Consider the following 23,251-nt stretch of genomic DNA (forward strand, 5'->3'; position numbering starts at 1 on the left):
ACGACCTCCCCGGACGGCCTTCCGGCAGGCCCGGACGGCCCCGCCCCGGACCCCGCCCCGCACCCGTCCCCGGCCCTGGCCCCGGACCCCGCCTCCGGCCAGCGGCTCCCGGAAGCCGCCGACGAGCGCGAGCCGTGGACCGCCGACGAGCTCACCGACCGGCTCCGCGCCGTCTCCGCCGAGCGCTACCACGACCGCCACCCCTTCAACGTCCGTATGCACGCGGGCGACCTCACCCCCGAGGAGCTGCGCCGCTGGATCGCCAACCGCTTCCACTACCAGCGCCACATCCCCGTCAAGGACGCCCTGATCCTCGCGAAGTTCGACGACCCGGCGCTGCGCCGGGGCTGGGCCCGGCGGATCCGGGACCACGACGGGGAGCGCGCGGGCGAGGGCGGCATCGAGCGGTGGCTGCGGCTCGGCGAGGCGGCGGGCCTTCCCCGCGCGACGCTGTGGGACAGCTCCCGGGTGCTGCCGGGCGTACGGCTCGCCGTCGACGGCTACGTCAACTTCTGCCGCCTGCGGCCCGCGCTCGACGCCGTCGCCGCCTCGCTGACCGAGCTGTCGGCGCCGGACCTGATGCGCACCCGGATCGCCGCCTTCGAGAAGCACTACCCGTGGATCGACGCCGACGGGCTGGCCTACTTCCGCGGCCGGGTCGAGCAGGGCGGCCGCGACGGTCAGGAGGCGCTCGGCCTGGTCCGGGCCTGGGCGCGCACCCGCGCGCAGCAGGAGCGGGCCGTCGCCGCGCTCGCCTTCAAGTGCGACGTGCTGTGGACGCTGCTGGACGCCGTGGACCGGGGCCCCGCACCCGGCCCGCCCGGCCCGTCCGGCCCGGAAGCCGCCACCGAGCGGAAGGCCGGATCGCCGTGACGGACCTCGTACGACCCGATGGGCGGCCCCAGGGGCGATCCGACAGGTGCCCCGGCAGGTGCTCCGCCGGGCACCCCGACGGTCACCTCGACTGGCGGCCCGCCCGGGCCCGCTCCGTGACCCTGCGCCACGACCGGGTGCGCGGCCTCGACCTGCTGGTGCTGCCCGAGCGCGTCGTGGTGCTGCGCGGCGCCGCCGCGAGCATCCTGGCGCTGTGCGACGGCGAGCGGGACGTACGGGCGATCGTCGCGGAGCTGGAGCGGCGGCACCCGGGGGCACCGGTGGCCGACGAAGTCCCCGTGTTCCTGGACCGGTTGCGCCACGAGGGGTGGCTCCGGTGACCCCACCGACGCCGCCCCCGGCCGCCGGGCCGCGCCCCGCCCCCGACCCGCCCTGGGCCCTCCTCGCCGAGCTCACCCACGGCTGCCCGCTGCGCTGTGCCTACTGCTCCAACCCCCGTGAACTCGTACGGCGCGACGCGGAGCTGACCGCCGAGGAGTGGGCCGAGGTGTTCCGCCAGGCCGGTGACCTCGGCGTCGTGCAGAGCCACCTGTCCGGCGGCGAGCCGCTGTTGCGCCGCGACCTGACGGGCATCGTCGCCGCCGCCGACCGCGCGGGCATCCACACCCAGCTCGTCACCAGCGGCGTCGGCCTGCACGAGGACCGCCTCGCCGCGCTCGTGGACGCGGGCCTGCGCAGCGTCCAGCTCTCCGTGCAGCACACCGACCCCCGGCGGGCCGAGCACATCGCCGGGGCGCGGGCGTCCGGCGCCAAGGAGCGGGCCGCCCGGCTCGTCCGCGCGGCCGGGTTGCCGCTCGGCCTGAACGTGGTCCTGCACCGCGCCAACCTGGACGCGGTCGACGCCCTCGTGGACCTCGCCCTCACCTGGGGCGCGGACCGGATCGAGCTGGCCAACACCCAGTTCTACGGCTGGGCGCTGCGCAACCGCGACGCGCTGCTGCCCCACCCCGACCAGGTCGCCCGCGCCCGCCGCGCGGTCGAGCGCAGACGGGCCGAACTCGCCGGGCGCCTGGAACTGGTGTGGGTCGCGCCCGACTACGTCGACGCCACGGCCAAGCCCTGCATGGGCGGCTGGGGTGCGGTGTCCCTGACCGTCGCGCCCGACGGGACGGTGCTGCCCTGCCCGGCCGCCGCCGACCTCCTCGGCGACGCCGCGCCGAACGTACGGGAGCGTCGACTGGCGTGGATCTGGCGGGAGTCCGAGGCCTTCACCCGGTACCGGGGCGAGGCCTGGATGCCCGATCCCTGCCGGTCCTGCGCGCTGCGGTCCGTCGACTTCGGCGGCTGCCGCTGCCAGGCGTACGCCCTGACCGGCGACGCCGCGCGCACGGACCCCGCCTGCCGGCACGCGCCCGACCACGGGCTCGTCCGCGCCCTCGTCGACGCCGCGCGGTCCCCCGCGGCCGCCGCGGGCGGCTACGCCTACCGTGAGGAGGGAGCCTGAACCGCCCCGGCACGACGGCCCGTACGGCACCCGGACGACCAGCGACGGAGACGACGGTGACGACGGAGACCACCGAGACGACCGAGACGACCGAGACGACCGAGACGACCGAGACAGAGGTGCACCCGGCATGACCCCCTCGCGCAGGACCGTACTCGCGGCGGCACTCGGCGCCGGGGCGGCCACGGCGGCCACGGCCGCGGGCCTCCCGCCCGCCACGGCCGCCGGCCTCCCACCCACCAACCCCGTCACACCCGCCGGAACTACGCCCGCCCCGGCCGTCGGAAACCCGCCCGCCGCCGCGTGGAAGCTGCGCTGGGCCCCGTCCGCCCGCGACGTCGGCACCCGCGCCTTCGAGACCGTGGAGGACGACCGCGCCGCCTCCCACCCCGCGGCCAAGCCGCACATCAAGACCGAGGGCGACGCCTTCCGCTTCGACATCCACACCGTCGACCGCGACAGCCACACCGACCGGCAGCGCCAGGAGGTCACCGGCTGCCGCACCGGCGACACGTACCTGAAGTGGCGCGCGGGGGAGACGTGGCGGGTCACGTACCGCATGTACCTGCCGCGGTCGTTGCGGGCGACGACGACGTTCACGCACATCATGCAGATGAAGCAGCCGGGCCCGGGCACCTCGCCGATCGTCGTGCAGTCGCTGCGCCGCGTGGGCGGCGAGCAGACCGTCGAGCTGAAGGTCTTCGGCGGCGACGTCCTGGTCGGCCGCACCGCGCTTGAGCCGCTGCACGACTCGTGGACCGACGTCGACTTCCGGATCACCATCGGCGACGGCGCGTCGGGCGCGGTGCGCTGGATCCTGACGAACGGCGGGGCGACCGTCGTGGACGCGTCGAAGTCCGGCGTGGACACCTTCCTCGCCGACCGCGTGCGCCCCAAGTGGGGCATCTACCGCTCGCTCGGCGACACCTCAGGATCGCTGCGGGACACGTACATGCTCCTGACCGGCATGCGCGCCCACCAGCTCGTCTGACCCGTCCCGCACGTCCACGCGCCTGCCGTCCCCGCCTCCAGGAGGTCCCGTGCCCGGCAAGAGCAGGAGCAGGAGCAGGAGCAGGAGCAGGAGCAGGAGCAAGAACAGGAGCAGACCGACAGGCCGCGGTGTCGCGCTCACGGCCGCCGCCGTCCTCACCGCGGTCCTGGTGACGCCCGCGGCCCCGGCCGGGGCCGCGTCACCCGCCCCCGAGGGCAACCGGCCCACCGGCGTCACGCCCCTCTCCGACGGCTGGACCGTCCCCTGGGGCACCGCCTGGCTGCCCGACGGCACGGCCGCGCTCGTCACCGAGCGGGACGCCGCCCGCGTCTGGAGGGTGTCGCCCTACGGCCGTACGAGGAAGCCGATCGGCACGGTGCCCGAGACGCAGGCCACCGGCGGCGAGGGCGGCCTGATGGGCATCGCCGTCGACCCGCGGTGGCCGTCCCACCCCTACGTCTACGTCATGCACACCTCCACCGAGGGCAACCGCATCGCGCGCATGACGTACGACGGCTCCTCGCTCGGCGGCTACACGGTCCTGGTCCGCGGCATCAAGAAGGCCCGCTACCACAACGGCGGCCGCCTGGCCTTCGGCCCCGACGGCCATCTGTACGCCACCACCGGCGACGCGCAGGACCGCAAGCTCGCCCAGGACAAGGACTCCCTCAACGGAAAGATCCTCCGCCTGACCCGTGACGGCGGGCCCGCCCCCGGCAACCCGTTCGGCACGCTCGTGTACAGCCTCGGCCACCGCAACCCGCAGGGCCTCGCCTTCGACCGCCGGGGCCGCCTGTGGGAGGCCGAGCTGGGCGACGCGCTGCATGACGAGCTCAACCTCGTCGAGCCCGGCCGCAACTACGGCTGGCCCCTGTGCGAAGGCCCCTGCGACGAGCCGGGCATGACCGCTCCCAAGAGGACCTGGGGTGTCGAGGAGGCCTCGCCGAGCGGCATCGCCGTCGTGGACGGGGCGATCTACATGGCGGCCCTCAAGGGCGCCCGCCTGTGGCGCGTCCCCCTCCGCGGCAAGGACACCGTCGGCACCCCCGAGGCGTACTACACCGGCCGGTACGGGCGGCTGCGCACGGTGACGGCCGTGCCCGGCGCGGCGGCGCTGTGGCTGACCACGAGCAACGCCGACGACACCGGCGGCGCGCCCGACGGCACGGACCGCATCCTCGGGGTGCGCCTCGGCTGACCCGCCCGCGCCGCCGCCCGCGCCAACCTCCGCGGCGGCTGGGTCGACCCGATCGACGGACCGTGCGCGGGCTCAGGGGTACAGCGCCTCGACCTCCGCCGCGTAGGCCTCCTCGATGGCCTTGCGCTTGAGCTTGAGCGAGGGCGTGAGCAAGCCGTGCTCCTCGGTGAACTGGTGGGCCAGGATGCGGAAGGTGCGGATCGACTCGGCCTGCGAGACCAGGGTGTTGGCGGCGACCACCGCGCGCCGCACCTCGGTCTCCAGGTCCGGGTCGCGCACCAGCTCGGCGGGGGGCAGCCGCGGCTTGTCGCGCAGGGCCAGCCAGTGGTCGACGGCCTCGGCGTCGAGGGTGACCAGCGCCGCGACGTAGGGGCGGTCGTTGCCGACGACGACGCACTGCGCGACCAGCGGGTGGTCGCGCACCCGCTCCTCCAACCGCGAGGGCGACACGCTCTTGCCGCCGGAGGTCACCAGGATCTCCTTCTTGCGGCCGGTGATCGTGAGGTACCCGTCCTCGTCCAGGGATCCCAGGTCGCCGGTGGCGAGCCAGCCGTCCCGCAGGACCGCGTCGGTGGCCTCCGGGTCGTTGAGGTAGCCCTGGAAGACGTGGTCGCCGCGCAGCCACACCTCGCCGTCGTCCGCGATGCGCACCGCCGTGCCGGGGACGGCCTGGCCGACCGTGCCGTAGCGGGTGCGCTCGGGCGGGTTCGCGGTCGCGGCGGCCGAGCACTCGGTCAGGCCGTAGCCCTCGAAGACGGTGACGCCCGCGCCCGCGAAGAAGAGACCCAGGCGGCGGTCCATGGCCGAGCCCCCGGACATGGCGTGCCGCACCCGCCCGCCCAGGGCCTCGCGCACCTTGGCGTACACGAGCTTGTCGAAGAGCTGGTGCTGCACGCGCAGCCCGGCCGAGGGGCCGGGCCCGGTGCCGAAGGCCCTGGCCTCCAGCGCCTCGGCGTACTTCACCGCCACGTCCACGGCCTTGTCGAACGGGCCCGCCCTGCCCTCCCGTTCGGCCGTGCGGCGGGCCGCGTGGAAGACCTTCTCGAAGACGTACGGCACGGCGAGGAAGAACGTCGGCCGGAAGGCGGCCAGGTCCGGCAGGAGCGCGGCCGCGCTCAGGCTGGGCTGGTGGCCGAGCTTGACCCGGCCGCGGATCGCCGCGATCTGCACCATGCGGCCGAAGACGTGCGCGAGCGGCAGGAACAGCAGTGTGGAGGCCTCGTCACCGCGCCGGGAGCGGAACACCGGCTCCCAGCGGCGGACCACCGTGTCCACCTCGAACATGAGGTTCGCGTGGCTGAGCACACAGCCCTTGGGGCGGCCCGTGGTGCCGGAGGTGTAGATGACGGTGGCGACGGAGGAGGGCGTGACCGCGCGGCGGTGGCGGTGCACCACCTCGTCGTCCAGGTCGCGGCCCGCCCGGGTCAGCTCGCCCACCGCGTCCCCGTCGAGCTGCCACAGGCGGCGCAGCAGCGGCAGCCGGTCCACGACCGAGCCGACCGTCATCGCGTGGTCCTCGTGCTCCACCACCACCGCCGTCACCTGCGCGTCGTGCAGCATCCAGAAGACCTGCTCGGCCGACGAGGTCGGGTAGAGCGGCACGACCTGCGCGCCGACCGTCCACAGCGCGAAGTCGAGAAGCGTCCACTCGTAGCGGGTACGGGACATGAGGGCGACCCGGTCGCCGAAGCGGACGCCTTGGGCGAGCAGCCCCTTGGCGACCGCGAGGACCTCGTCGCGGAACGCGGCGGCCGTCACGTCCCGCCACAGCCCGGTCTCCTCGGACTTGCGGCCGAGGACGACCCGCGGCGGATCCTCGGCGGCATGGTCGAACACGGCGTCGGCGAGGCCGCCCGCTCTCGGAGCCGACGCCAGGGGAGGGTTCGTGAACTCGCGCAATGGTGCTCCTTGTGGCGCTCCGCACAGCGCCGGTGACGGTACCCCACCCCGGACCCGTCCGGGAGAGGGGTGGGGAGCGCGCCAACTGGCACGATCGTCACAGGTCAGCGGGGTAAATGCGGCCACAAGGGGAAGGGTCGGACAGATTCCTTACGCCGGAGTAAGTTTCGGTGGCGTAATCTCCACCGAATCTGTACGCCGGGATTACGCCCTCAGCCGCTCCCCGGCGCTCTCCGCGACTGTCCCGCCGGGCGCGTGCGCCCCGGCTGCGCGCCCCTGACCTGCGGTGGAGGCCCGCTTGGTCCGGACCATCAGGAGGACGGCGGCGCCCGCCACCAGACCCGTGACGCCCGCCGTGAGCGCCGCCCCGTTCAGCCCGGACGCGAACGCCTCCCGGACGGTGTGCTCGGGCAGCGCGCCCCGCAGGGCCGCCGCGCCGCCGCCCGCCGCGGTGTGCGCCGCGTCCCTGCCGAGCGCGTCCGTCATCCGCGAGGTGAGGACCGTGCCGAACACCGCCACGCCGAGCGCGTAGCCGAGCTGCCGGAAGGTGTTCACCGCGCCGCCCGCCATGCCCGCGCGGTGCGGCTCCACCGCCGCCAGCGCCGCGCCCGCGAGCCCCGGCGAAACCAGGCCGGTGCCGACGCCGGCCAGCGTCAGGCCCGGTACGAGTGCGCCCCACGAGGAGTCCGCGTCGAGCACGGCCGTGGCCGCCCCGCCCGCGCCGATCAGCAGCAGCCCGACCCCGATCACGTACCGCGCGGGCACCCCGTGCAGCAGCCGGCCGCCGACCGCCGCCACCACGAACGACGTGGCCGCGAGCGGCAGCAGGACCAGACTGCCGCGCACCGGGCTCATGCCGAGCACCGTCTGGAGCCAGATCGAGAAGTACGGGATCACGCCGAACGCCGCCGCGTTGTAGCCGACCGCGCCGATCAGGACGCCCGTGAACGCGGGCTTGCGCAGCAGCCGCAGATCCAGCAGCGGATGCGCGGCCCGGCGCTCGACCGCCACGAACGCGGCCAGGGCGACCGCCGCCACCGCGAACGTCACCCCGGTGCGCGCCGAGGCCCAGCCCACGGCCGACGCCCGCACCGCCCCGTACGTCAGGGCGCCCGCGAACAGCGCGAACGTCACCGTGCCCGCCCAGTCCACGCGCCGGTGCGCGTCGCCGCGCGACTCCGGCACCGCCCGCAGCGTCAGCCAGACCGCGGCCACGCTCACCGGCAGGTTGATGAAGAAGATCCAGCGCCACCCGGGCCCCGCGGTGAGCAGGCCGCCCGCCACCGGCCCGAGCGCCGCGGCGGCGCCGCTCACCGCACCCCAGACACCGAGCGCCACCGAGCGCTCCTTGCCCTGGTAGGCGGCGCCCAGCAGCGGCAGCGTCGTCGCGAACATCGCGGCGGCGCCCAGGCCCTGCACGGCGCGCGCCGCCACCAGCAGCTCCGCCGACCCCGCGAGCCCGCACCCCAGCGAGGCCAGCGCGAACACCACGGTGCCCGCCACCTGCACCCGCCTGCGGCCCAGCACGTCGGCCGCGGCCCCGACGCCGAGCAGCAGCGCGGCCAGCGCCAGCGCGTAGCCGTCGATCACCCACTGCAGCTCGCTCAGCGAGGCGTCCAGGGCCCGCGCCATGTCGGGCAGCGCCACGATCACGATCGTCACGTCCAGCAACAGCATGAAGGTGCCCAGGCACACCGCGGTCAGCGGCCCCCATGAGCGCATCTCGTACTCCTCGGTCTCGCTCCGGCCGGGACCACCCGTGACGGCCCGGCGCTTTCCGACGTCGTACGATCCGTGGGGCGCGCGCCGGACGCGGGCCACCGCCGCCTCGGCGGCGGAATCCGACAGGGAAGGGGCATCGGGCGATGGAATCCCCCACGGTCTTCGACGCGCTGGACATCCGGCTGCTCCAGGCCCTGGAGACCGACGGCCGCGCGCCCTTCAGCCGGATCGCCGCGGTCCTCGGCGTCTCCGACCAGACCGTCGCGCGCCGCTTCCGCCGCCTCACCGCCGAGGGTGGCCTGCGCGTCGTGGGCGTGCGCAACGCCGAGCGCATGGGCAAGGACCACTGGATACTGCGCCTGCGCTGCGCCCCGGACGGCGCCCTGACCATCGCCGACGCGCTGGCCCGGCGCCCGGACACGTTCTGGGTGGGCCTGGCGTCCGGTGGCACCGAGGTCGTCTGCATGACCCGGCCGCGCACCCCCGGCGACCACGACGACCTGCTGCTCGGCAAGTTGCCGCGCACCCCGCACATCGTGGAGATCCGCGCCCACCAGATCCTGCACACCTTCTTCGGCGGGCCGCGCGGCTGGCTCGGCAAGCTCGCCCCGCTGAGCCCCGAGCAGGTGGCCGCGCTGACCCCGCGGCGGTCCGCCCCGCCCGCGGGGCCGGTGCGGATCACGCCGGAGGACGAGCCGCTGGTCGCCGCCCTCGAAGCCGACGGCCGGGTCACCTACCCCGAACTCCAGCGCGCCACCGGCCTCTCCGAGTCCTCGGTCAAGCGCCGCCTGACGGCCCTGCTCGAGTCCGGGGCGGTCTTCGTCGACATCGAGTACGCCGCCGAGCCGCTCGGCTACCGCTGCGGCTCCACCCTGTGGATCACCGCGGCGCCCGCCGCCCTGGACGCCGTCGGCGAGGCCCTGGCCGGGCACGGCCCGATCGCCTACGTCGCCGCGACCGCGGGCCCCTCCAACCTGGTCGCGACCGCCGTCACCAGGGACACGGCGGACCTGTACGCGTACGTGAGCGGCCGGCTCGGGCACCTCGACGGCGTGCAGCACGTGGAGACCGCGCCGTTCCTGCGCCGGGTGAAGCAACTGACGTACCGGCCGGGGCGCTGAGCGGACGCGGCACGCTCAGCCGCCGCGCCCCCGCTGCAACCGGTCGCCGCCCGCGAGGATCGCCGCCGCGAGCGCCCTGGCCGGGGGCGAGGGGCGGCGCTCCCCGTGCCGCAGCACGAAGTCCACCGACCCCAGCTCCGGCAGCCCGGCCCGGTCCGACACGCGCTCCAGGCCCGGCGGGACCAGGCCGCGGGAGTGCGCCATCACGCCGAGCCCCGCCCGCGCCGCGGCCACCAGGCCGTTCAGGCTGCCGCTGGTGCAGGCGATCCGCCAGGGGCGGCCGCCGCGCTCCAGCGCGTCCAGGGCCAGCGCGCGGGTGATGCCCGGCGGCGGGTACACGATGAGGGGCACCGGCCGGTCGGCGGCGAGGCGCAGTCGGGGCGCGCCGATCCAGACCAGGCCGTCGTGCCAGACCAGCTCGCCGCGCGGGTCCCGCGGGCGCCGCTTGGCGAGGACGAGGTCGAGCTTGCCCGCGTCCAGGCGCTCGTGCAGCGTGCCGGACAGCTCGACCGTGAGCTCCAGGTCGACCTCCGGGTGGCCGCGCCGGAAGGACTCCAGGATGTCGGTGAGGCGGGTCAGGACGAAGTCCTCGGACGCGCCGAAGCGCAGCCGGCCGCCGAGCCGGGCCCCGGCGAAGTGCGCCGCCGCCCGCTCGTGCGCCTCCAGGATGCCGCGCGCGAAGCCGAGCATGGCCTCGCCGTCCTCGGTCAGCTCCACGCGGTGCGTGTCCCGCGAGAACAGCGCCCGGCCCGCCGCGTCCTCCAGGCGGCGCACGTGCTGGCTGACCGTCGACTGGCGCACGCCGAGGCGGCGCGCGGCCTGCGTGAAGCTCAGCGTCTGCGCCACGGCGAGGAAGGTCCGGAGCTGACCGGGGTCGTACACGGCACCAGGCTATCGCGGAACGTGATGACAGTCAGAGCGGTGTACGGCTTTCCCGATGGCCTCCGGGAGGAGGACCATGGGAAGGGCGGCACGTACCGGCCCTCGCCCCGCGCGAGGCCGCGTGCGCCGCACCGCCGCCGCGCGCGGGCGCCGTCCCGCACCACCGGCACCGCGCGGGCCCCCACCACCGCCGTCCCCGAGAGCCCGGAGCACCGTGAAACGCCCGTCCTGGCCGTCCTGGATACCGGTCGACCCCTTCATCGCGGCGCTGCTCGCCACCGTCGGCCTCGCCGCGCTGCTGCCCGCCCGGGGCACCGCCGCCGACGTGGCGTCCGGCGCCTCCACCACGGCCGTCGCGCTGCTGTTCTTCCTGTACGGCGCGCGCCTGTCGACCCGCGAGGCCCTGGACGGCCTGCGGCACTGGCGGCTGCACCTGACCGTCCTGCTGTGCACCTTCGCGCTCTTCCCGCTGCTCGGCCTCGCCGCCAAGGGGCTCGTGCCGTACGTCCTGACGCCCGCGCTCTACAGCGGCTTCCTCTTCCTGACGCTGGTGCCCTCCACGATCCAGTCGTCGATCGCCTTCACCTCACTGGCCCGCGGCAACGTGCCCGCGGCCATCTGCGCGGGCTCCTTCTCCTCGCTGGCCGGGGTCGTCATCACGCCGCTGCTCGTGGCCTGGCTGCTCAGCGACAAGGGCGGGGGGTTCTCCGCCGACGCGCTCGTCAAGATCGTGCTCCAGCTCCTCGTGCCGTTCCTCGCGGGTCAGCTCCTGCGCCGCTGGATCGGCGGGTTCGTCAGCCGGCACAAGAAGGTCCTGAGCCTCGTCGACCGGGGCTCGATCCTGCTGGTGGTCTACACCGCGTTCAGCCAGGGCATGGTGCGGGGCATCTGGAGCCAGGTCACCCCGGCGCGGCTGGCGGCGCTGCTCGGCGTGGAGGCGGTGCTGCTCGCGCTGATGCTCACCGTGACCTGGTACGGCGCGAAGCGGCTCGGCTTCGGCCGCGCGGACCGGGTGGCGATCCAGTTCGCCGGGTCGAAGAAGTCCCTGGCGGCGGGGCTGCCCATGGCCAGCGTGCTGTTCGGCGCGCAGGCCTCGCTCGCGGTGCTGCCGCTGATGCTGTTCCACCAGATGCAGCTCATGGTGGGCGCGGTCATCGCCCGGCACCGCTCCCGGGACCCCGAGGCCCAGGAGCCGCCGGAGGCCGGGGGGCGCGGGCCCGGCGGGGACGTCAGGGCCGCGAGGTCAGGCGCAGCGACACGAAGCGGGGCCGGTACAGCTCCACGTTCCGGTTGACCAGCGCCTGGCCGCCGGGCGTGCCCGCCGCGTCGAGCGCGTTGACGTCGTAGCTGAGCACGAGCCGCCCGTCGCGGCTGAGCGCGGGGTGGGCCTGCGGGTTGTAGGCGGCCGTGTCCCCGTTCGCCGCGGCGTCCCGGGGCAGCGGGGGAGCGAAGCCCGCGCCGGGGCCGTGCCAGGGCCCGGTCGGCGCGCACGCCCAGTACGACGTCACGTCGGTCAGGCCACTGGCACCCGCGGCCATCGTGAACAGCACGTACGTGCCGCCGTCGCGGACCACGGTGAACGCGCTGCCCACGCCCTTGTGGTCGCCGTTGCCGAGCACGGAGCGCGCCTTCGCGCCGTCCCGCGACCAGTCGCGGCCGTCCCAGTAGCGCCAGGCCGCGGGGTCGCCGAGGGCGCCCTGCGGGACGCGGGCGACGTAGGCGTGCGAGGAGGGCCGCCTGGCGGTCTGCGCGTCGTTGCCGCCGAAGACGTACGTCCACTCGCCGTCGTCGACCGCGGTCGTGCCGTACAGCACGCGCCGCTCGGGGTCGGCGACGCCGCGCTGGTCGGAGATCTGGGTGATGCCCTCCAGGGCGAGGTCGGGCAGCGTGAGGGTGGCGACCTCGGTGGCGGCGGGCACCCCGAAGATCCACGGCTTGGGAGCCGTGGCACGGGTCCACAGCAGGACGCGCACCACGTCCTCGTCGCTGCCGGGCGTCCGCGGCTCGACCTTCGCGGCCACCGGCCAGCGCCACTGCCCCGGCCCCGCGTCGTGGAACAGCGGCGTGGGCAGGGTCTGCTCCGGCGTGCCCGAGCGCGACATCACCACGCCCGAGTTGCGCACCATCGGCGCGCCGCCGTCGCGCCACTTGTGCGGCTTGCCCTCGGGGTTGGGCGGCGCGTGCACCCGGCCGAGGAAGGTGTCGGAGAACAGCCACAGCACCCGCCCGTCGGGGAGCCGCACCGAGTGGCTGCCGTCGCCGCCGGACCAGTCGTCGTCGCGGGCCCCGTCGTCGCCGTACGCCGCGAACGCGTCGTTCAGCCGGGGCTCGGCCCGCCAGGAGCCGACGGTGCGCGCCGGGCACGCGGCGCCGTCCTTCCGGTCGTCCGTGCCGTCGTCGGCGTCCGGGAGGACGGTGAGCAGCACCGCCACGCAGGCGAGCGCCAGGAGCAGGGCGAGCCACAGTCCACGGGAACTGCGGCTGCCCTGCCCCCGGTCGGTGGCGGGCGGGCCGGTGTGCGGCCGTGTGGCTTGGGACACGCCCGGGACGCTAGTTCCTCGAACGCACGCGGTCCATGGGGAGCCGGAGGACGGTGTCCCGTGTCACAGCGGTCCGGTCGCCCGGGTTGCGGCGCAGCTCGGCCACCTCGTCGTCCGACAGGGCCCGCGCGAGCACCCGCACCTCGTCGATGTCGCCGGTGAAGTGCGCCCGGCTGTCGACGCGTTGGCCGACGTGCACGCCGAACGGCGAGGTGCGGCTGACCGAGCCCGGCACGTCCGCCCGGGTGGCCTTCTCGCCGTCCACGAACAGGCTGAGCTGCCCGCCGCCGCGGCGCAGCACCACGTGATGCCACTCGTCGTCGTCGTACGCGCCCCGGGCGCTCAGCGACGCCGAGCGGGGCGGCCCGCTGCCCTCACGGGTGGTGATCAGGCCGGTGAGGCGGTCCTCGGCGGGCTCGTCGCGCAGCCACACCTGCGGCTGGTTGCCGCCCACGCCCCCCATCCACAGCAGGGGCTGCTCGCCGCGGGCGGCGGAGTGGCGGAACCACAGCGAGGCCGTGAAGTCGCGCGTCCCGAGCGGCAGCCGGGTCCGGTAGGGCAGGCGCACGGCGTCGTCGACGCCGTCGAACTCCAGCGCGCCGCCCGCGACGCCGTCAGTGGTGTCCGCGTCGCCGAGGACAGCGGCGTCCCGCGCGCCCGGCGCCCGGTCGGGTGTCGTCGGGTCGGGCCCGCGCCGCGGCTTCAGCCACTCCTCGGTGAAGCGCGCGAAGCGGATCTCGTCCCGGGCGTCGACCGGGCCGCCCTCGTACATCAGGCCCACGTGCGCGGCGTCGGCGCGGACCATGTCGGAGTAGCCGGACCAGTCGGTGGTCACGACGGTGCCGCGGTCGACGCTGTCCCAGGTGCGGCCGCCGTCGTACGACGACCGGATGAGCATGGTCCTGCGCCGGTCCGGGTCGGCCGGGCAGGCCAGCAGCAGCCGCTGGCCGATCCGCAGCGTCGAGCCCTGCACCTGCGGGCAGTACAGGTCGGGCTGCGGGCGGAAGGGCGCGACGAAGCTGTCGCCGCCGTCGCGGCTGATCGTGTGGGAGCGGTGGCCCAGGTCGGTGCCGTCCTGCTCGCGCCCGCTGACGTAGATGGCGCCGTCGTACCGCTCGGTGACGGTCATCTCCGACGGCTTCTGCCGGAACGTGCCGTCGGCGGCGTCGACGGGGTAGGTGTCGGTGGCGCCGATGCGCCAGGTGGTGCCGCCGTCGTCGCTGACGACGAGCGCGGCGTGGTTGGCGGTGACCCGGCTGCCGTTCCACGTCTCGGCGTTCACCGCGAAGACCAGGCGGCCCTTGTGCCGGCCGCGGGTGAGCTGGATGCCGTGCACGGGCCCGGTGGCGTACCAGGAGTTCCAGTGCGCGGGCAGGATCTGGTCGCTCAGGTCCCGCGGCTTGGACCAGGTCACGCCGTCGTCGTCGCTGTACTGGAGGTAGGGGGTGCGGGCGCACGGCGTGGCGCAGTTCTGGCCGTCCGTCCGGCCCTTGTTGTACGTCTCCGCGACGACGATCCGGCCCGTCCTGCGGTCGACGATCGGCGTCGGGTTGCCGTGCGTGTCCCCCGCGCCCTCGTTGATGACCTGCATCGGCCCCCAGGTGCGGCCGCCGTCGCCGGAGCGCTTGAGCACCAGGTCGATGTCGCCCGCGTCGCTGCAGTCGTTGACGCGGCCCTCGGCGAAGGCGAGCAGCGTCCCCTTCGTGGTCCGCACGACGGCCGGTATGCGGAAGCACGTGTACCCGGGGTCCTGGGAGGCCTTGAAGAGGGTCTGCTGCTCGAAGGAGGGCGCCGCCCCCGCGGCCGTGGCCCTGGTCGCGCCGCTGAGCGCGGACGGCAGCGTGAGCGCGGTGAGGGCGGCGGTGGTCAGCGCGGCGACGGCGCGCCGTGTCGCACGCGGGCGGGAGCGGGAGTGGCTGAGCCGGGGAGGTCTGGGGCGTACGCGGTGTCTCGGCGGCATGCTGCGGGCCCTTCGTCGTGACCATATCGACCGGACATATGGACATCCCATGAGCAAGTGCGGGGCGACGACGCTACTTGGGCCACTCGGGCCGCACAACAACCGTGCGGCAAGCTGACGCCATACGGGCGAGCGGTTCCCGATCAACCCTCCCAACGGGTGCGAATGACGTGCGCGGGCGGCTGTTGAGTGCCTCTCAGGACGGCGTGCGCGCCGGTCGGCTCGGGGTCACGGCACGAGCACCACCTTGCCGCGGTTGGCACGGGACTCCACGGCCCGGTGCGCCGCGGCCGCGTCCTCCAGGGCGTACGCGGCGTGCACGGCGAGCCGCAGCGAGCCCTCCTGGAACAGCCGCCACAGCTCCTTGCGCCACGCCTCGTACTCCAGCGGCCGCTGACGGGCGACCAGGCTCATGTGAAAGCCCGTCACGGTCTTGGCGCCGACCAGCAGGTCGTACGCCTGTACGGTGCCGCCGCCCGAGCTGTACGCGACCAGGCGGCCGCCCGGGGCGAGCGCGGCCAGGGCCGGGGTCAGCAGCTCGCCGCCCACCCCGTCCAGGCAGTAGTCGACCGGCTCGCCCCAGCTCTCCCGGTCGTAGGTGACCACCTCGTCCGCGCCGAGCCCCCGGACGAGGTCCGCCTTGCCGGGGTCCGACACGGCGCCCACGACGCGCCCGGCGCCCTGGAGCCGGGCGAGTTGTACCGCCAGATGGCCCACCCCGCTCGCCGCGGCCGTGACGAGCGCGGCCTCGCCGGGCGCGGGCCGGGCCGCCTGGAGCGCGCCGTACGCGACCAGGCCGCTGCGCACCAGCGCCACCGCCTCGGTCGCGCTCGCGCCGTCCGGCACGGGCGAGGCCATCGCGGTGCCCAGGAGCGCGTAGTCGGCGTAGCCGTGCCCGAAGACCAGGCCGGTGACGCGGTCGCCCACGGCGAAGCCGGTGACGCCCGGGCCGAGCGCGGCCACCTCGCCCGCGACCTCGCCGCCGAGCGGCACGGGCCCGGCGGACTCGCGCACCTTGCGCACGACCGGCAGCGTCACACCGGCCGCCGCGACCCGTACGAGCAGCTCGCCGGGGCCCGGCTCGGGCACGGGCACCTCCTCGATCCGCAGGACGCCGGGATTGCCGCGGTGGTCGTACCGCACACGACGCATGAATGCCTCCCCACACGGAAAACCATTGGTGCTCCCAACGGTATCTCCCTGTTCATGGGGAAGTCCAACGATTCTTCGCTACGCTCTCCCCATGCCCGAGACCCCGCCCGCCCCGTCCGCCATCCGCACCCTGCCGAGCTGGCTCCTCGGCCGTGCCGCCGCCCGCGGCCGGGCCCTGGTCGCCGACGCCCTCGCGGAGCAGGGCATGAAGATGTGGCACCACGTGGTGCTGGCCGCCGTCGCCGACCTGGGCCCCGTCGCCCAGGCGGAGCTGGGCCGCAGCGTGTCGCTCGACCCGAAGGACATGGTCGGCGTCCTCAACGACCTCCAGGACGCGGGCCTCGTCGAGCGCACCCCGGACCCCAGGGACCGCCGCAAGAACGCCGTCACCATCACCCCCCAGGGCCACCGCACCCTCCGCCACTGCGCCCGAGCGGCCCACCGCGCCAACAAGGAACTCCTGGCGCCCCTGGAGGAGGAAGAACGAGACCACTTCATGGACATGCTGACGCGCGTGGTGAGGGCAGAAGAGGACCCCGCCGCGGGCTGATCCAGCCCGTCCGGCGTTCGAGGACGGCCGCGACCGGCCGCTCCAGCCCGTCCGGCGTTCGAGGACGGCTGCGACCGGCCGCTCCAGCCCGTCCGGCGTTTGAGGACGAGCGCGCCAGCGCGAAGGTATGAACCGGCACAGGGGGCACGGCCGCGACCGGGCGCTTCAGCCCGTCCGGCGTTTGAGGACGAGCGCGCCAGCGCGAAGGTATGAACCGGCACAGGGGGGACGGCCGCGACCGGGCGCTCCAGCCCGTCCGGCGTTTGAGGACGAGCGCGGAGCGCGATGAAGGGGCGGGCGGGCGGGAGAAAGAGCCCCGGCCCGACCAGGGCCTACCCCCGATCCGCAGCAGCCCGCAGGGCAACCCGGTGCTGCCCCGCGTACACATTCATCGACGCCCCGCGAAGGAACCCCACCAGCGTCACCCCCGCCTCCGCGGCCAGGTCGACCGCGAGCGAGGACGGCGCCGACACCGCGGCGAGCACCGGAACGCCCGCCATCACGGCCTTCTGGACCAGCTCGAAGGAGGCCCGCCCGGACACGAGGAGGACGGTACGGGACAGCGGCAGGCGCCCGTCCCGCAGGGCGCGCCCCACCAGCTTGTCGACGGCATTGTGGCGCCCCACGTCCTCGCGCACGTCCAGCAGCTCGCCCTGCTCCGAGAAGAGCGCGGCCGCGTGCAGCCCCCCGGTCCGGTCGAACACGCGCTGGGCGGCGCGCAGCCGGTCGGGCAGCCCGGCGAGCAGCTCGGGCGTGAGGCGCAGCGGGCCGGCGCCGTCCGCGCCGTGGGCGCCGTGGGCCCCGTCGTCGATGGCCCAGCGGGCCGTCGTCCGCACCGCGTCCAGGCTCGCCTTGCCGCACAGCCCGCACGACGAGGTCGTGTACACGTTGCGCTCCAGCGTGATGTCCGGCAGCACCACGCCCGGGGCGGTCGACACGTCGACCACGTTGTAGGTGTTGGAGCCGTCCCGCGTGGCGCCCGCGCAGTACACGACGTTCCGCAGCTCGTCCGCCGCGCCGAGCACCCCTTCGCTGACCAGGAAGCCCACCGCCAGCGCGAAGTCGTCGCCCGGCGTGCGCATGGTGATCGCGAGCGGCTTGCCGTTCAGGCGGATCTCCAGCGGCTCCTCGGCGACGAGCGTGTCCGGCCGCTCGGTGACCACGCCGTCGCGGATGCGGAGGACGCGGCGGCGCTCCGTGACTCGTCCCATGTCGATCAGTCCCGGTTCTGTGTTCCGTACGTGCCGGCGGCCCGAGCGGCCCTGGTCGCGCGGAGGGCGCGGGGCACCGGCCGGGGCCGTGCGCGAGGCGACCTCCGCCCGCTCATTGTCCTGCACGTGCAGGGTGCCCCGGCCCGCGGCCCGTACGCACTCGCACACGCGACCAGGCGCCTCGTCACCGGGTGACGCGATGATGAGAAGCATCCAAACGACCGCTCCCAATACTGTCGCTTCACCTCACCTCGTACCCGTGAGTCGCTCAGCAGACTGGACGGTCCCGCACATCCGGCACCACGAGGGGACCCGCACATGCCCGGCTCACGCATCACCGCCGTCGGCCACTACCAGCCCGCCAAGGTACTGACCAACGACGAGCTGGCGGGCATGGTCGACACCAGTGACGAGTGGATCAGGTCCCGGGTCGGCATCCGCACCCGGCACATCGCGGGCCCCGAGGAGCCGGTCGACGAGCTCGCCGCGCACGCCGCCGCCAAGGCCCTCGCGGCCGCCGGGCAGGCCCCCGCCGCCGTGGACCTGGTCGTCGTCGCCACGTCCACCGCGGTGGACCGCTCGCCGAACATGGCCGCCCGCGTCGCCGCCCGCCTCGGCGTGCCCTCGCCCGCCGCGCTGGACGTCAACGTCGTCTGCGCGGGCTTCACGCACGCCCTGGCCACCGCCGACCACGCCGTGCGGGCCGGCGCCGCCACCCGGGCGCTGGTCGTCGGGGCCGACAAGATGTCCGCCGTCACCGACTGGACCGACCGCACCACGTGCGTCCTGGTCGGCGACGGGGCGGGCGCGGCCGTGGTGGAGGCGTGCGGCCCGGACGAGCAGCCCGGCGTCGGGCCGGTGCTGTGGGGCTCGGTGCCCGGGATGGGGCGGGCGGTGCGCATCGAGGGGGAGCCTGCGCGGTTCGCACAGGAGGGCCAGAGCGTCTACCGCTGGGCGACCACCCAGCTTCCGCCGCTGGCCCGCGCCGCCTGCGAGCGGGCCGGGCTCGCCCCCGCCGACCTGGCGGCGGTCGTGCTGCACCAGGCCAACCTGCGCATCGTCGAACCGCTCGCCGAGCGCATCGGCGCCGTGAACGCGGTCGTGGCCCGGGACGTGGTGGACTCGGGCAACACCTCGGCGGCGTCCGTGCCCATCGCTCTGTCCAAGCTGGTGGAGCGGGGCGAGATCGCCACGGGCGCCCCGGTGCTGCTGTTCGGCTTCGGCGGGAACCTGTCGTACGCGGGACAGGTGGTGCGGTGCCCGTGACGGTGGCGGGCCCCGTGACGGCGGCGGGCCCCGTGACGGGCGGCGTCCCTCATGACGGTGGCGGGCCCTCGGGTGGCCGAAAGGCGAGAGGCTTTGTCCTGCCCGAGGAGAAAGTCGGCGGCTATTCGGGCGCAAGTGCTTCCCAGGCCGGACACCCGCTGCTACGTTCCCCTCGAAAGCCCAACGCGTACGAGGGTCAAGGCCGATGAGGCGGGGAGGGGCGCGTGAGACGTATGACGGCTCGACCCGCCAACGCGCACCAGGCGCGGCTGCTGCGCCTGTTGCGTGACGGCGGCCCCAGCTCCCGTGCGCAACTCGGCGACCAGGTCGACCTGTCGCGGTCCAAGCTGGCCGTGGAGGTGGACCGGCTCCTGGAGACCGGCCTCGTGGTCGCCGACGGCCTCGCCGCCTCCCGCGGCGGCCGCCGCTCCCACAACATCCGCCTCGCCCCGAACCTCCGCTTCCTCGGCGTGGACATCGGCGCCACCTCCGTGGACGTCGCCGTCACCAACGCCGAGCTGGAGGTCCTCGGCCACCTCAACCAGCCCATGGACGTCCGGGAGGGCCCGGTCGCGGTCTTCGAGCAAGTCCTCGCCATGGCCGCGAAGTTGCGCGACTCGGGGCTCGCCGAGGGCTTCGACGGGGCGGGCATCGGCGTGCCGGGGCCCGTCCGCTTCCCCGAGGGCGTCCCCGTCGCCCCGCCGATCATGCCGGGCTGGGACGGCTTCCCCGTACGGGAGGCGCTCAGCCAGGAGCTCGGCTGCCCGGTCATGGTCGACAACGACGTGAACCTGATGGCGACGGGGGAGCAGCACGCGGGCGTCGCCCGCTCCGTGGGCGACTTCCTGTGCGTGAAGATCGGCACCGGCATCGGCTGCGGCATCGTCGTCGGCGGCGAGGTGTACCGGGGCACGACCGGCAGCGCGGGCGACATCGGGCACATCCAGTCCGAGCCCGACGGACGCCCCTGTGCCTGCGGCAACCGGGGCTGCCTGGAGGCCTACTTCAGCGGCGCGGCGCTCGCCCGTGACGCGAAGGAGGCCGCCCAGCAGGGCCGTTCGCCCGAGCTCGCCGCCCGCCTGGAGGCGGCCGGGACGCTCACGGCCGCCGACGTCGCCGCGGCGGCCGCCGCCGGCGACCCCACCGCGCTCGACCTGATCCGCGTCGGCGGCACCCGCACGGGCCAGGTCATCGCGGGCCTCGTCAGCTTCTTCAACCCGGGCCTCGTGGTGATCGGCGGCGGCGTCACGGGCCTCGGACACACCCTGCTCGCCGCGATCCGCACCCAGGTCTACCGCCAGTCGCTGCCCCTCGCGACCGGCAACCTCCCCATCGTCCTCGGCGAGCTCGGCCCCGCCGCCGGAGTCATCGGCGGCGCCCGGCTCATCAGCGACCACCTGTTCTCCCCGGCCTGACCGGCCCGCGACGACCGGCCCCCCCGGCTCCTCCCGCACGCCCCACCCGGCACGTACGACGACGCACAAGCACGTACGACGTACACAGCACGCACGGCACACACCCGACACGTACGACGCGCGCAGCACGTACGACGCACCCGACACGTACGACGCATACAGCACGCCCGACCCACACCCGGCACGCACGACACACGCGGTACCTACGACGCACGCAGCACGTACGACGCACACGGCGCTCACCCTGCTCTGCCCTGAAACCGGCCGCACCCGCGCGAGGGAACCGTCATGGCACCAGAACCACCGCTGCTCCGCATGTCCGGCATCACCAAGTCGTTCCCCGGCGTCCGCGCGCTCGACGGCGTGGACCTGCACGTACAGGCCGGTGAGGTGCACTGCCTGCTCGGCCAGAACGGCGCGGGCAAGTCCACCCTCATCAAGGTCCTCGCCGGGGCCCACCAGCCCGACGGCGGCACCATCGCCTGGCGCGGCGAACACGTCGCGCCGCGCTCGCCGATCGCCGCGATGCGCCTCGGCATCGCCACCATCTACCAGGAACTCGACCTGGTGGAACACCTGTCCGTCGCCGAGAACGTCTTCCTCGGGCACGAGCCGACCGCCGCCGGTTTCGTGGTCCGGCCCGGCCGGGCCCGGGCTGCCACCGCCGCGCTGCTCACCCGGCTCGGCCACGCGGAGATCGACCCGGGGCGGCTGGTGGGCGACCTGTCCGCCGCGCAGCAGCAGATCGTGTCCATGGCCCGCGCGCTCTCCCACGACGTACGCCTCATCGTCATGGACGAGCCGTCCGCCGCGCTCGACCCCGACGAGGTCGACAACCTCTTCCGCGTCATCGGCGACCTCACGGCCGAGGGCGTCGCCGTCGTCTACATCTCGCACCGGCTCGAGGAGATCCGCCGCATCGGGGACCGCGTCACCGTCCTGAAGGACGGCCGTGCCGTCGCCGTCGGGCTGCCCGCGAAGCAGACGCCCACGCGCGAGATCGTCGCGCTGATGACGGGCCGCACCGTCGAGTACGTCTTCCCGGAGCGCGCGCCCGCCGACCGCCCCGGAGCGCCGCCCGAGCCCGTCCTCACCGTCCACGGCCTCGCCCGCCACGGCGAGTTCGCGCCCCTCGACCTGGAACTGCGCCCCGGCGAGATCGTCGGACTCGCCGGGCTCGTCGGCTCCGGGCGCTCGGAGATCCTGGAGACCGTCTACGGCGCGCGCAGGCCCGCCGCCGGACATGTCCGCGTCGACGGCAGGCCGCTGCGGCCGGGCAGCGTCCGCGCGGCCGTGCGCGCCGGGCTGGGCCTCGCCCCCGAGGAACGCAAGGCCCAGGCCCTGCTGATGCTGGAGTCCGTGACGCGCAACGTGTCGGTGTCCTCCATGTCCCGCTTCTCGCGCGGCGGCTGGCTGGACCGGGGCGCGGAGCGCGCCGCCGCCCGCGCCGCCACCCGGGAGCTGTCGCTCCGGCCCGACAACCCGTCCGTACCCGTACGCACCCTGTCCGGCGGCAACCAGCAGAAGGCCGTGCTCGCCCGGTGGCTGCTGCGCGGCTGCCGGGTGCTGCTGCTCGACGAGCCGACGCGCGGCGTCGACGTCGGCGCCCGCGCGGAGCTGTACGCCGTCGTACGCGGCCTCGCCGACCAGGGCCTCGCCGTGCTGCTCGTCTCCAGCGAGGTGCCCGAGGTCCTCGGCCTCGCGGACCGCGTCCTCGTACTCCGCGAGGGCCACGTCGTCCACACGGCCCGCGCGGACGAACTCGACGAACCCCGGGTGCTGGACCTGGTCCTGGGGTCGGGGCGGGCCGGTGGGGCCGGAGGAGCCGGTGGGGCTGGAGGAGCCGGAGGGGCTGGTGGATCCAGTGGCCCCCGTGGGCCCGGCGGCACCGGCGGCACCGGCGGCACCGGCGCGAACCGCGGGTCCGGCAGCACTCCCGGCGCACCGGAAGACACCGTCACCACCGAAGGGAGCCCGGCGCCATGACGCAGCCCGCATCGCCCGCCCGGCCCGTGACCGAGAAGAGCCCGCCGCCGGACGGCGCGGCCGGCCCCTGGCGGGCCCTCGCCGCCCGTGCCGACCTGCGCACCCTGTCCCTGCTCGGCGTCCTCGCCGCCCTCGCGGTGATCGGCGGCGTCACCCAGCCCGACGCGTTCCTCGACACCGACAACCTCCAGCTCATCCTCACCCAGGCGTCCGTCATCGGCGTCGTCACCGTCGGCATGACCTTCGTCATCATCTCCGGCGGCATCGACCTGTCCGTCGGCGCGATCGTCGCGCTCGCGTCGGTGTGGGCGACGACGGTCGCCACCCAGGAGTACGGCTTCGCCGGCATCCTCTTCACCGCCGTCGTCGTCGGCCTCGGCTGCGGGCTCGTCAACGGCCTGCTCATCGCGTACGGCGGCATGGTGCCGTTCATCGCGACGCTCGCCATGCTGGCGTCGGGCCGCGGCCTCGCCCTGGAGATCACCGACGGCAAGACCCAGATGGTCACCGTGGACGGCGTCCTCAGACTCGGCGAACGCGACGCGTACGTCCTCGGCGTACCGCCCCTCGTCCTGGTCTTCGCCGCGGTGACCGTCGTCGGCTGGCTGCTGCTCAACCGCACCACCTTCGGCCGCCGCTCGGTCGCGGTCGGCGGCAACGCGGAAGCGGCCCGCCTGGCCGGCATCGACGTACGCCGGCAGCGGCTCTACCTCTATCTGCTGTCCGGCCTGTGCTGCGGCATCGCGGCCTTCCTGCTCGTGGTCCTGTCCGGCTCCGGCCAGAACACCAACGGCAACCTGTACGAACTCGACGCCATCGCCGCCGCGATCATCGGCGGCACCCTGCTCAGCGGCGGGCGCGGCACCATCACCGGCGCCGTGCTCGGCGTGCTGATCTTCACCACGATCACCAACATCTTCGCGCTCAACAACCTGGAGACCGCCGTCCAGCAGATCGCCAAGGGCGCGATCATCGTCGCCGCCGTCCTGGTCCAGCGCCGGGCCTCCACCACGTAAGGGG

General features: G+C 75.0%; 19 protein-coding genes. 12 read left to right on the forward strand and 7 right to left on the reverse strand.

Going from position 1 to position 23,251, the window contains the following annotated elements; genetic code table 11:
* The first annotated feature begins 75 nt into the window (after positions 1–75).
* The 5 genes from pqqC to IE330_RS17210 all read left to right on the forward strand — a co-directional run bounded on the left by pqqC (position 76) and on the right by IE330_RS17210 (position 4,527).
* Positions 76–873: a pyrroloquinoline-quinone synthase PqqC gene (pqqC, locus tag IE330_RS17190; RefSeq protein WP_190136935.1), complete on the forward strand. Its 798-nt coding sequence runs from the start codon at positions 76–78 to the stop codon at positions 871–873.
* 116 nt (positions 874–989) lie between these two features.
* On the forward strand, positions 990–1,214 hold the full coding sequence (pqqD, locus tag IE330_RS17195) for a pyrroloquinoline quinone biosynthesis peptide chaperone PqqD (RefSeq protein WP_229925708.1): 225 nt from the start codon (positions 990–992) through the stop codon (positions 1,212–1,214).
* On the forward strand, positions 1,211–2,338 hold the full coding sequence (gene pqqE, locus IE330_RS17200; RefSeq protein ID WP_190136908.1) for a pyrroloquinoline quinone biosynthesis protein PqqE: 1,128 nt from the start codon (positions 1,211–1,213) through the stop codon (positions 2,336–2,338). The genes pqqD and pqqE overlap by 4 nt, the downstream gene beginning before the upstream one ends.
* Positions 2,339–2,468: 130 nt before the next feature.
* Positions 2,469–3,329: a Tat pathway signal sequence domain protein gene (locus tag IE330_RS17205; protein ID WP_190136909.1), complete on the forward strand. Its 861-nt coding sequence runs from the start codon at positions 2,469–2,471 to the stop codon at positions 3,327–3,329.
* A gap of 49 nt (positions 3,330–3,378) precedes the next feature.
* A complete protein-coding gene (locus tag IE330_RS17210; protein WP_190136910.1) occupies positions 3,379–4,527 on the forward strand; it encodes a PQQ-dependent sugar dehydrogenase in 1,149 nt (382 codons plus the stop codon).
* 72 nt (positions 4,528–4,599) lie between these two features.
* On the opposite strand, the gene IE330_RS17215 is transcribed toward IE330_RS17210, so the two are convergent.
* Complete coding sequence (locus IE330_RS17215) at positions 4,600–6,426, reverse strand: AMP-dependent synthetase/ligase (RefSeq protein WP_190136911.1); 1,827 nt, start codon at positions 6,424–6,426, stop codon at positions 4,600–4,602.
* Between the two features lie 204 nt (positions 6,427–6,630).
* Positions 6,631–8,148 carry an MFS transporter gene (locus tag IE330_RS17220; RefSeq protein WP_190136912.1) on the reverse strand — a complete coding sequence of 506 codons (1,518 nt, stop codon included), beginning with the start codon at positions 8,146–8,148 and terminating at the stop codon, positions 6,631–6,633.
* A gap of 143 nt (positions 8,149–8,291) precedes the next feature.
* Here IE330_RS17220 and IE330_RS17225 point away from each other — a divergent pair, with 143 nt between their 5' ends.
* On the forward strand, positions 8,292–9,269 hold the full coding sequence (locus tag IE330_RS17225) for an Lrp/AsnC family transcriptional regulator (protein ID WP_190136913.1): 978 nt from the start codon (positions 8,292–8,294) through the stop codon (positions 9,267–9,269).
* A gap of 15 nt (positions 9,270–9,284) precedes the next feature.
* On the opposite strand, the gene IE330_RS17230 is transcribed toward IE330_RS17225, so the two are convergent.
* Entirely contained in the window at positions 9,285–10,151 is an 867-nt protein-coding gene (locus tag IE330_RS17230; RefSeq protein WP_190136914.1) for a LysR substrate-binding domain-containing protein, read from the reverse strand.
* 214 nt (positions 10,152–10,365) lie between these two features.
* Here IE330_RS17230 and IE330_RS17235 point away from each other — a divergent pair, with 214 nt between their 5' ends.
* Positions 10,366–11,445 carry a bile acid:sodium symporter family protein gene (locus tag IE330_RS17235; RefSeq protein ID WP_229925709.1) on the forward strand — a complete coding sequence of 360 codons (1,080 nt, stop codon included), beginning with the start codon at positions 10,366–10,368 and terminating at the stop codon, positions 11,443–11,445.
* Here the strand turns inward: IE330_RS17235 and IE330_RS17240 are convergent.
* The 3 genes from IE330_RS17240 to IE330_RS17250 all read right to left on the reverse strand — a co-directional run bounded on the left by IE330_RS17240 (position 11,381) and on the right by IE330_RS17250 (position 15,803).
* The gene (locus IE330_RS17240; protein WP_373314668.1) at positions 11,381–12,691 is read right to left on the reverse strand and encodes a DUF5005 domain-containing protein; all 1,311 of its coding nucleotides are present in this window, start codon (positions 12,689–12,691) and stop codon (positions 11,381–11,383) included. The genes IE330_RS17235 and IE330_RS17240 overlap by 65 nt on opposite strands.
* A 10-nt stretch (positions 12,692–12,701) precedes the next feature.
* Entirely contained in the window at positions 12,702–14,651 is a 1,950-nt protein-coding gene (locus IE330_RS17245) for a sialidase family protein (RefSeq protein ID WP_190136916.1), read from the reverse strand.
* A 228-nt stretch (positions 14,652–14,879) separates the two neighbouring features.
* Entirely contained in the window at positions 14,880–15,803 is a 924-nt protein-coding gene (locus IE330_RS17250; protein ID WP_190136917.1) for a quinone oxidoreductase family protein, read from the reverse strand.
* 91 nt (positions 15,804–15,894) lie between these two features.
* Here IE330_RS17250 and IE330_RS17255 point away from each other — a divergent pair, with 91 nt between their 5' ends.
* The gene (locus tag IE330_RS17255) at positions 15,895–16,353 is read left to right on the forward strand and encodes a MarR family winged helix-turn-helix transcriptional regulator (RefSeq protein ID WP_190136918.1); all 459 of its coding nucleotides are present in this window, start codon (positions 15,895–15,897) and stop codon (positions 16,351–16,353) included.
* Positions 16,354–16,685: 332 nt separating this feature from the next.
* Here the strand turns inward: IE330_RS17255 and fdhD are convergent, their stop codons facing one another.
* A complete protein-coding gene (fdhD, locus tag IE330_RS17260; protein ID WP_190136919.1) occupies positions 16,686–17,564 on the reverse strand; it encodes a formate dehydrogenase accessory sulfurtransferase FdhD in 879 nt (292 codons plus the stop codon).
* Positions 17,565–17,882: 318 nt separating this feature from the next.
* On the opposite strand from fdhD, the gene IE330_RS17265 reads away from it, so the two are divergent.
* The 4 genes from IE330_RS17265 to IE330_RS17280 all read left to right on the forward strand — a co-directional run bounded on the left by IE330_RS17265 (position 17,883) and on the right by IE330_RS17280 (position 23,247).
* Positions 17,883–18,830 carry a beta-ketoacyl-ACP synthase III gene (locus IE330_RS17265; protein WP_190136920.1) on the forward strand — a complete coding sequence of 316 codons (948 nt, stop codon included), beginning with the start codon at positions 17,883–17,885 and terminating at the stop codon, positions 18,828–18,830.
* Between the two features lie 233 nt (positions 18,831–19,063).
* Positions 19,064–20,245 (forward strand): ROK family transcriptional regulator, encoded by a 1,182-nt coding sequence (locus IE330_RS17270; RefSeq protein ID WP_190136921.1) that lies wholly within the window; start codon positions 19,064–19,066, stop codon positions 20,243–20,245.
* A 288-nt stretch (positions 20,246–20,533) separates the two neighbouring features.
* On the forward strand, positions 20,534–22,231 hold the full coding sequence (locus IE330_RS17275; RefSeq protein WP_190136922.1) for a sugar ABC transporter ATP-binding protein: 1,698 nt from the start codon (positions 20,534–20,536) through the stop codon (positions 22,229–22,231).
* Positions 22,228–23,247 (forward strand): ABC transporter permease, encoded by a 1,020-nt coding sequence (locus IE330_RS17280; protein WP_190136923.1) that lies wholly within the window; start codon positions 22,228–22,230, stop codon positions 23,245–23,247. The genes IE330_RS17275 and IE330_RS17280 overlap by 4 nt, the downstream gene beginning before the upstream one ends.
* Positions 23,248–23,251: the final 4 nt, after the last annotated feature.

The sequence above is a fragment of the Streptomyces longispororuber genome, assembly GCF_014656095.1.
In the GTDB taxonomy this organism is placed as follows: domain Bacteria; phylum Actinomycetota; class Actinomycetes; order Streptomycetales; family Streptomycetaceae; genus Streptomyces; species Streptomyces longispororuber.

What these genes read in the sequence shown, in the direction of transcription:
- IE330_RS17205 (WP_190136909.1), top strand. Translation starts at nt 2,469, where the DNA reads ATGACCCCCTCGCGCAGGACCGTACTCGCGGCGGCACTCGGCGCCGGG.
- IE330_RS17220 (WP_190136912.1), bottom strand. Translation starts at nt 8,148, where the DNA reads ATGCGCTCATGGGGGCCGCTGACCGCGGTGTGCCTGGGCACCTTCATG.
- IE330_RS17225 (WP_190136913.1), top strand. Translation starts at nt 8,292, where the DNA reads ATGGAATCCCCCACGGTCTTCGACGCGCTGGACATCCGGCTGCTCCAG.
- IE330_RS17245 (WP_190136916.1), bottom strand. Translation starts at nt 14,651, where the DNA reads ATGCCGCCGAGACACCGCGTACGCCCCAGACCTCCCCGGCTCAGCCAC.
- IE330_RS17250 (WP_190136917.1), bottom strand. Translation starts at nt 15,803, where the DNA reads ATGCGTCGTGTGCGGTACGACCACCGCGGCAATCCCGGCGTCCTGCGG.
- IE330_RS17255 (WP_190136918.1), top strand. Translation starts at nt 15,895, where the DNA reads ATGCCCGAGACCCCGCCCGCCCCGTCCGCCATCCGCACCCTGCCGAGC.
- fdhD (WP_190136919.1), bottom strand. Translation starts at nt 17,564, where the DNA reads ATGGGACGAGTCACGGAGCGCCGCCGCGTCCTCCGCATCCGCGACGGC.
- IE330_RS17265 (WP_190136920.1), top strand. Translation starts at nt 17,883, where the DNA reads ATGCCCGGCTCACGCATCACCGCCGTCGGCCACTACCAGCCCGCCAAG.
- IE330_RS17270 (WP_190136921.1), top strand. Translation starts at nt 19,064, where the DNA reads ATGACGGCTCGACCCGCCAACGCGCACCAGGCGCGGCTGCTGCGCCTG.
- IE330_RS17275 (WP_190136922.1), top strand. Translation starts at nt 20,534, where the DNA reads ATGGCACCAGAACCACCGCTGCTCCGCATGTCCGGCATCACCAAGTCG.
- IE330_RS17280 (WP_190136923.1), top strand. Translation starts at nt 22,228, where the DNA reads ATGACGCAGCCCGCATCGCCCGCCCGGCCCGTGACCGAGAAGAGCCCG.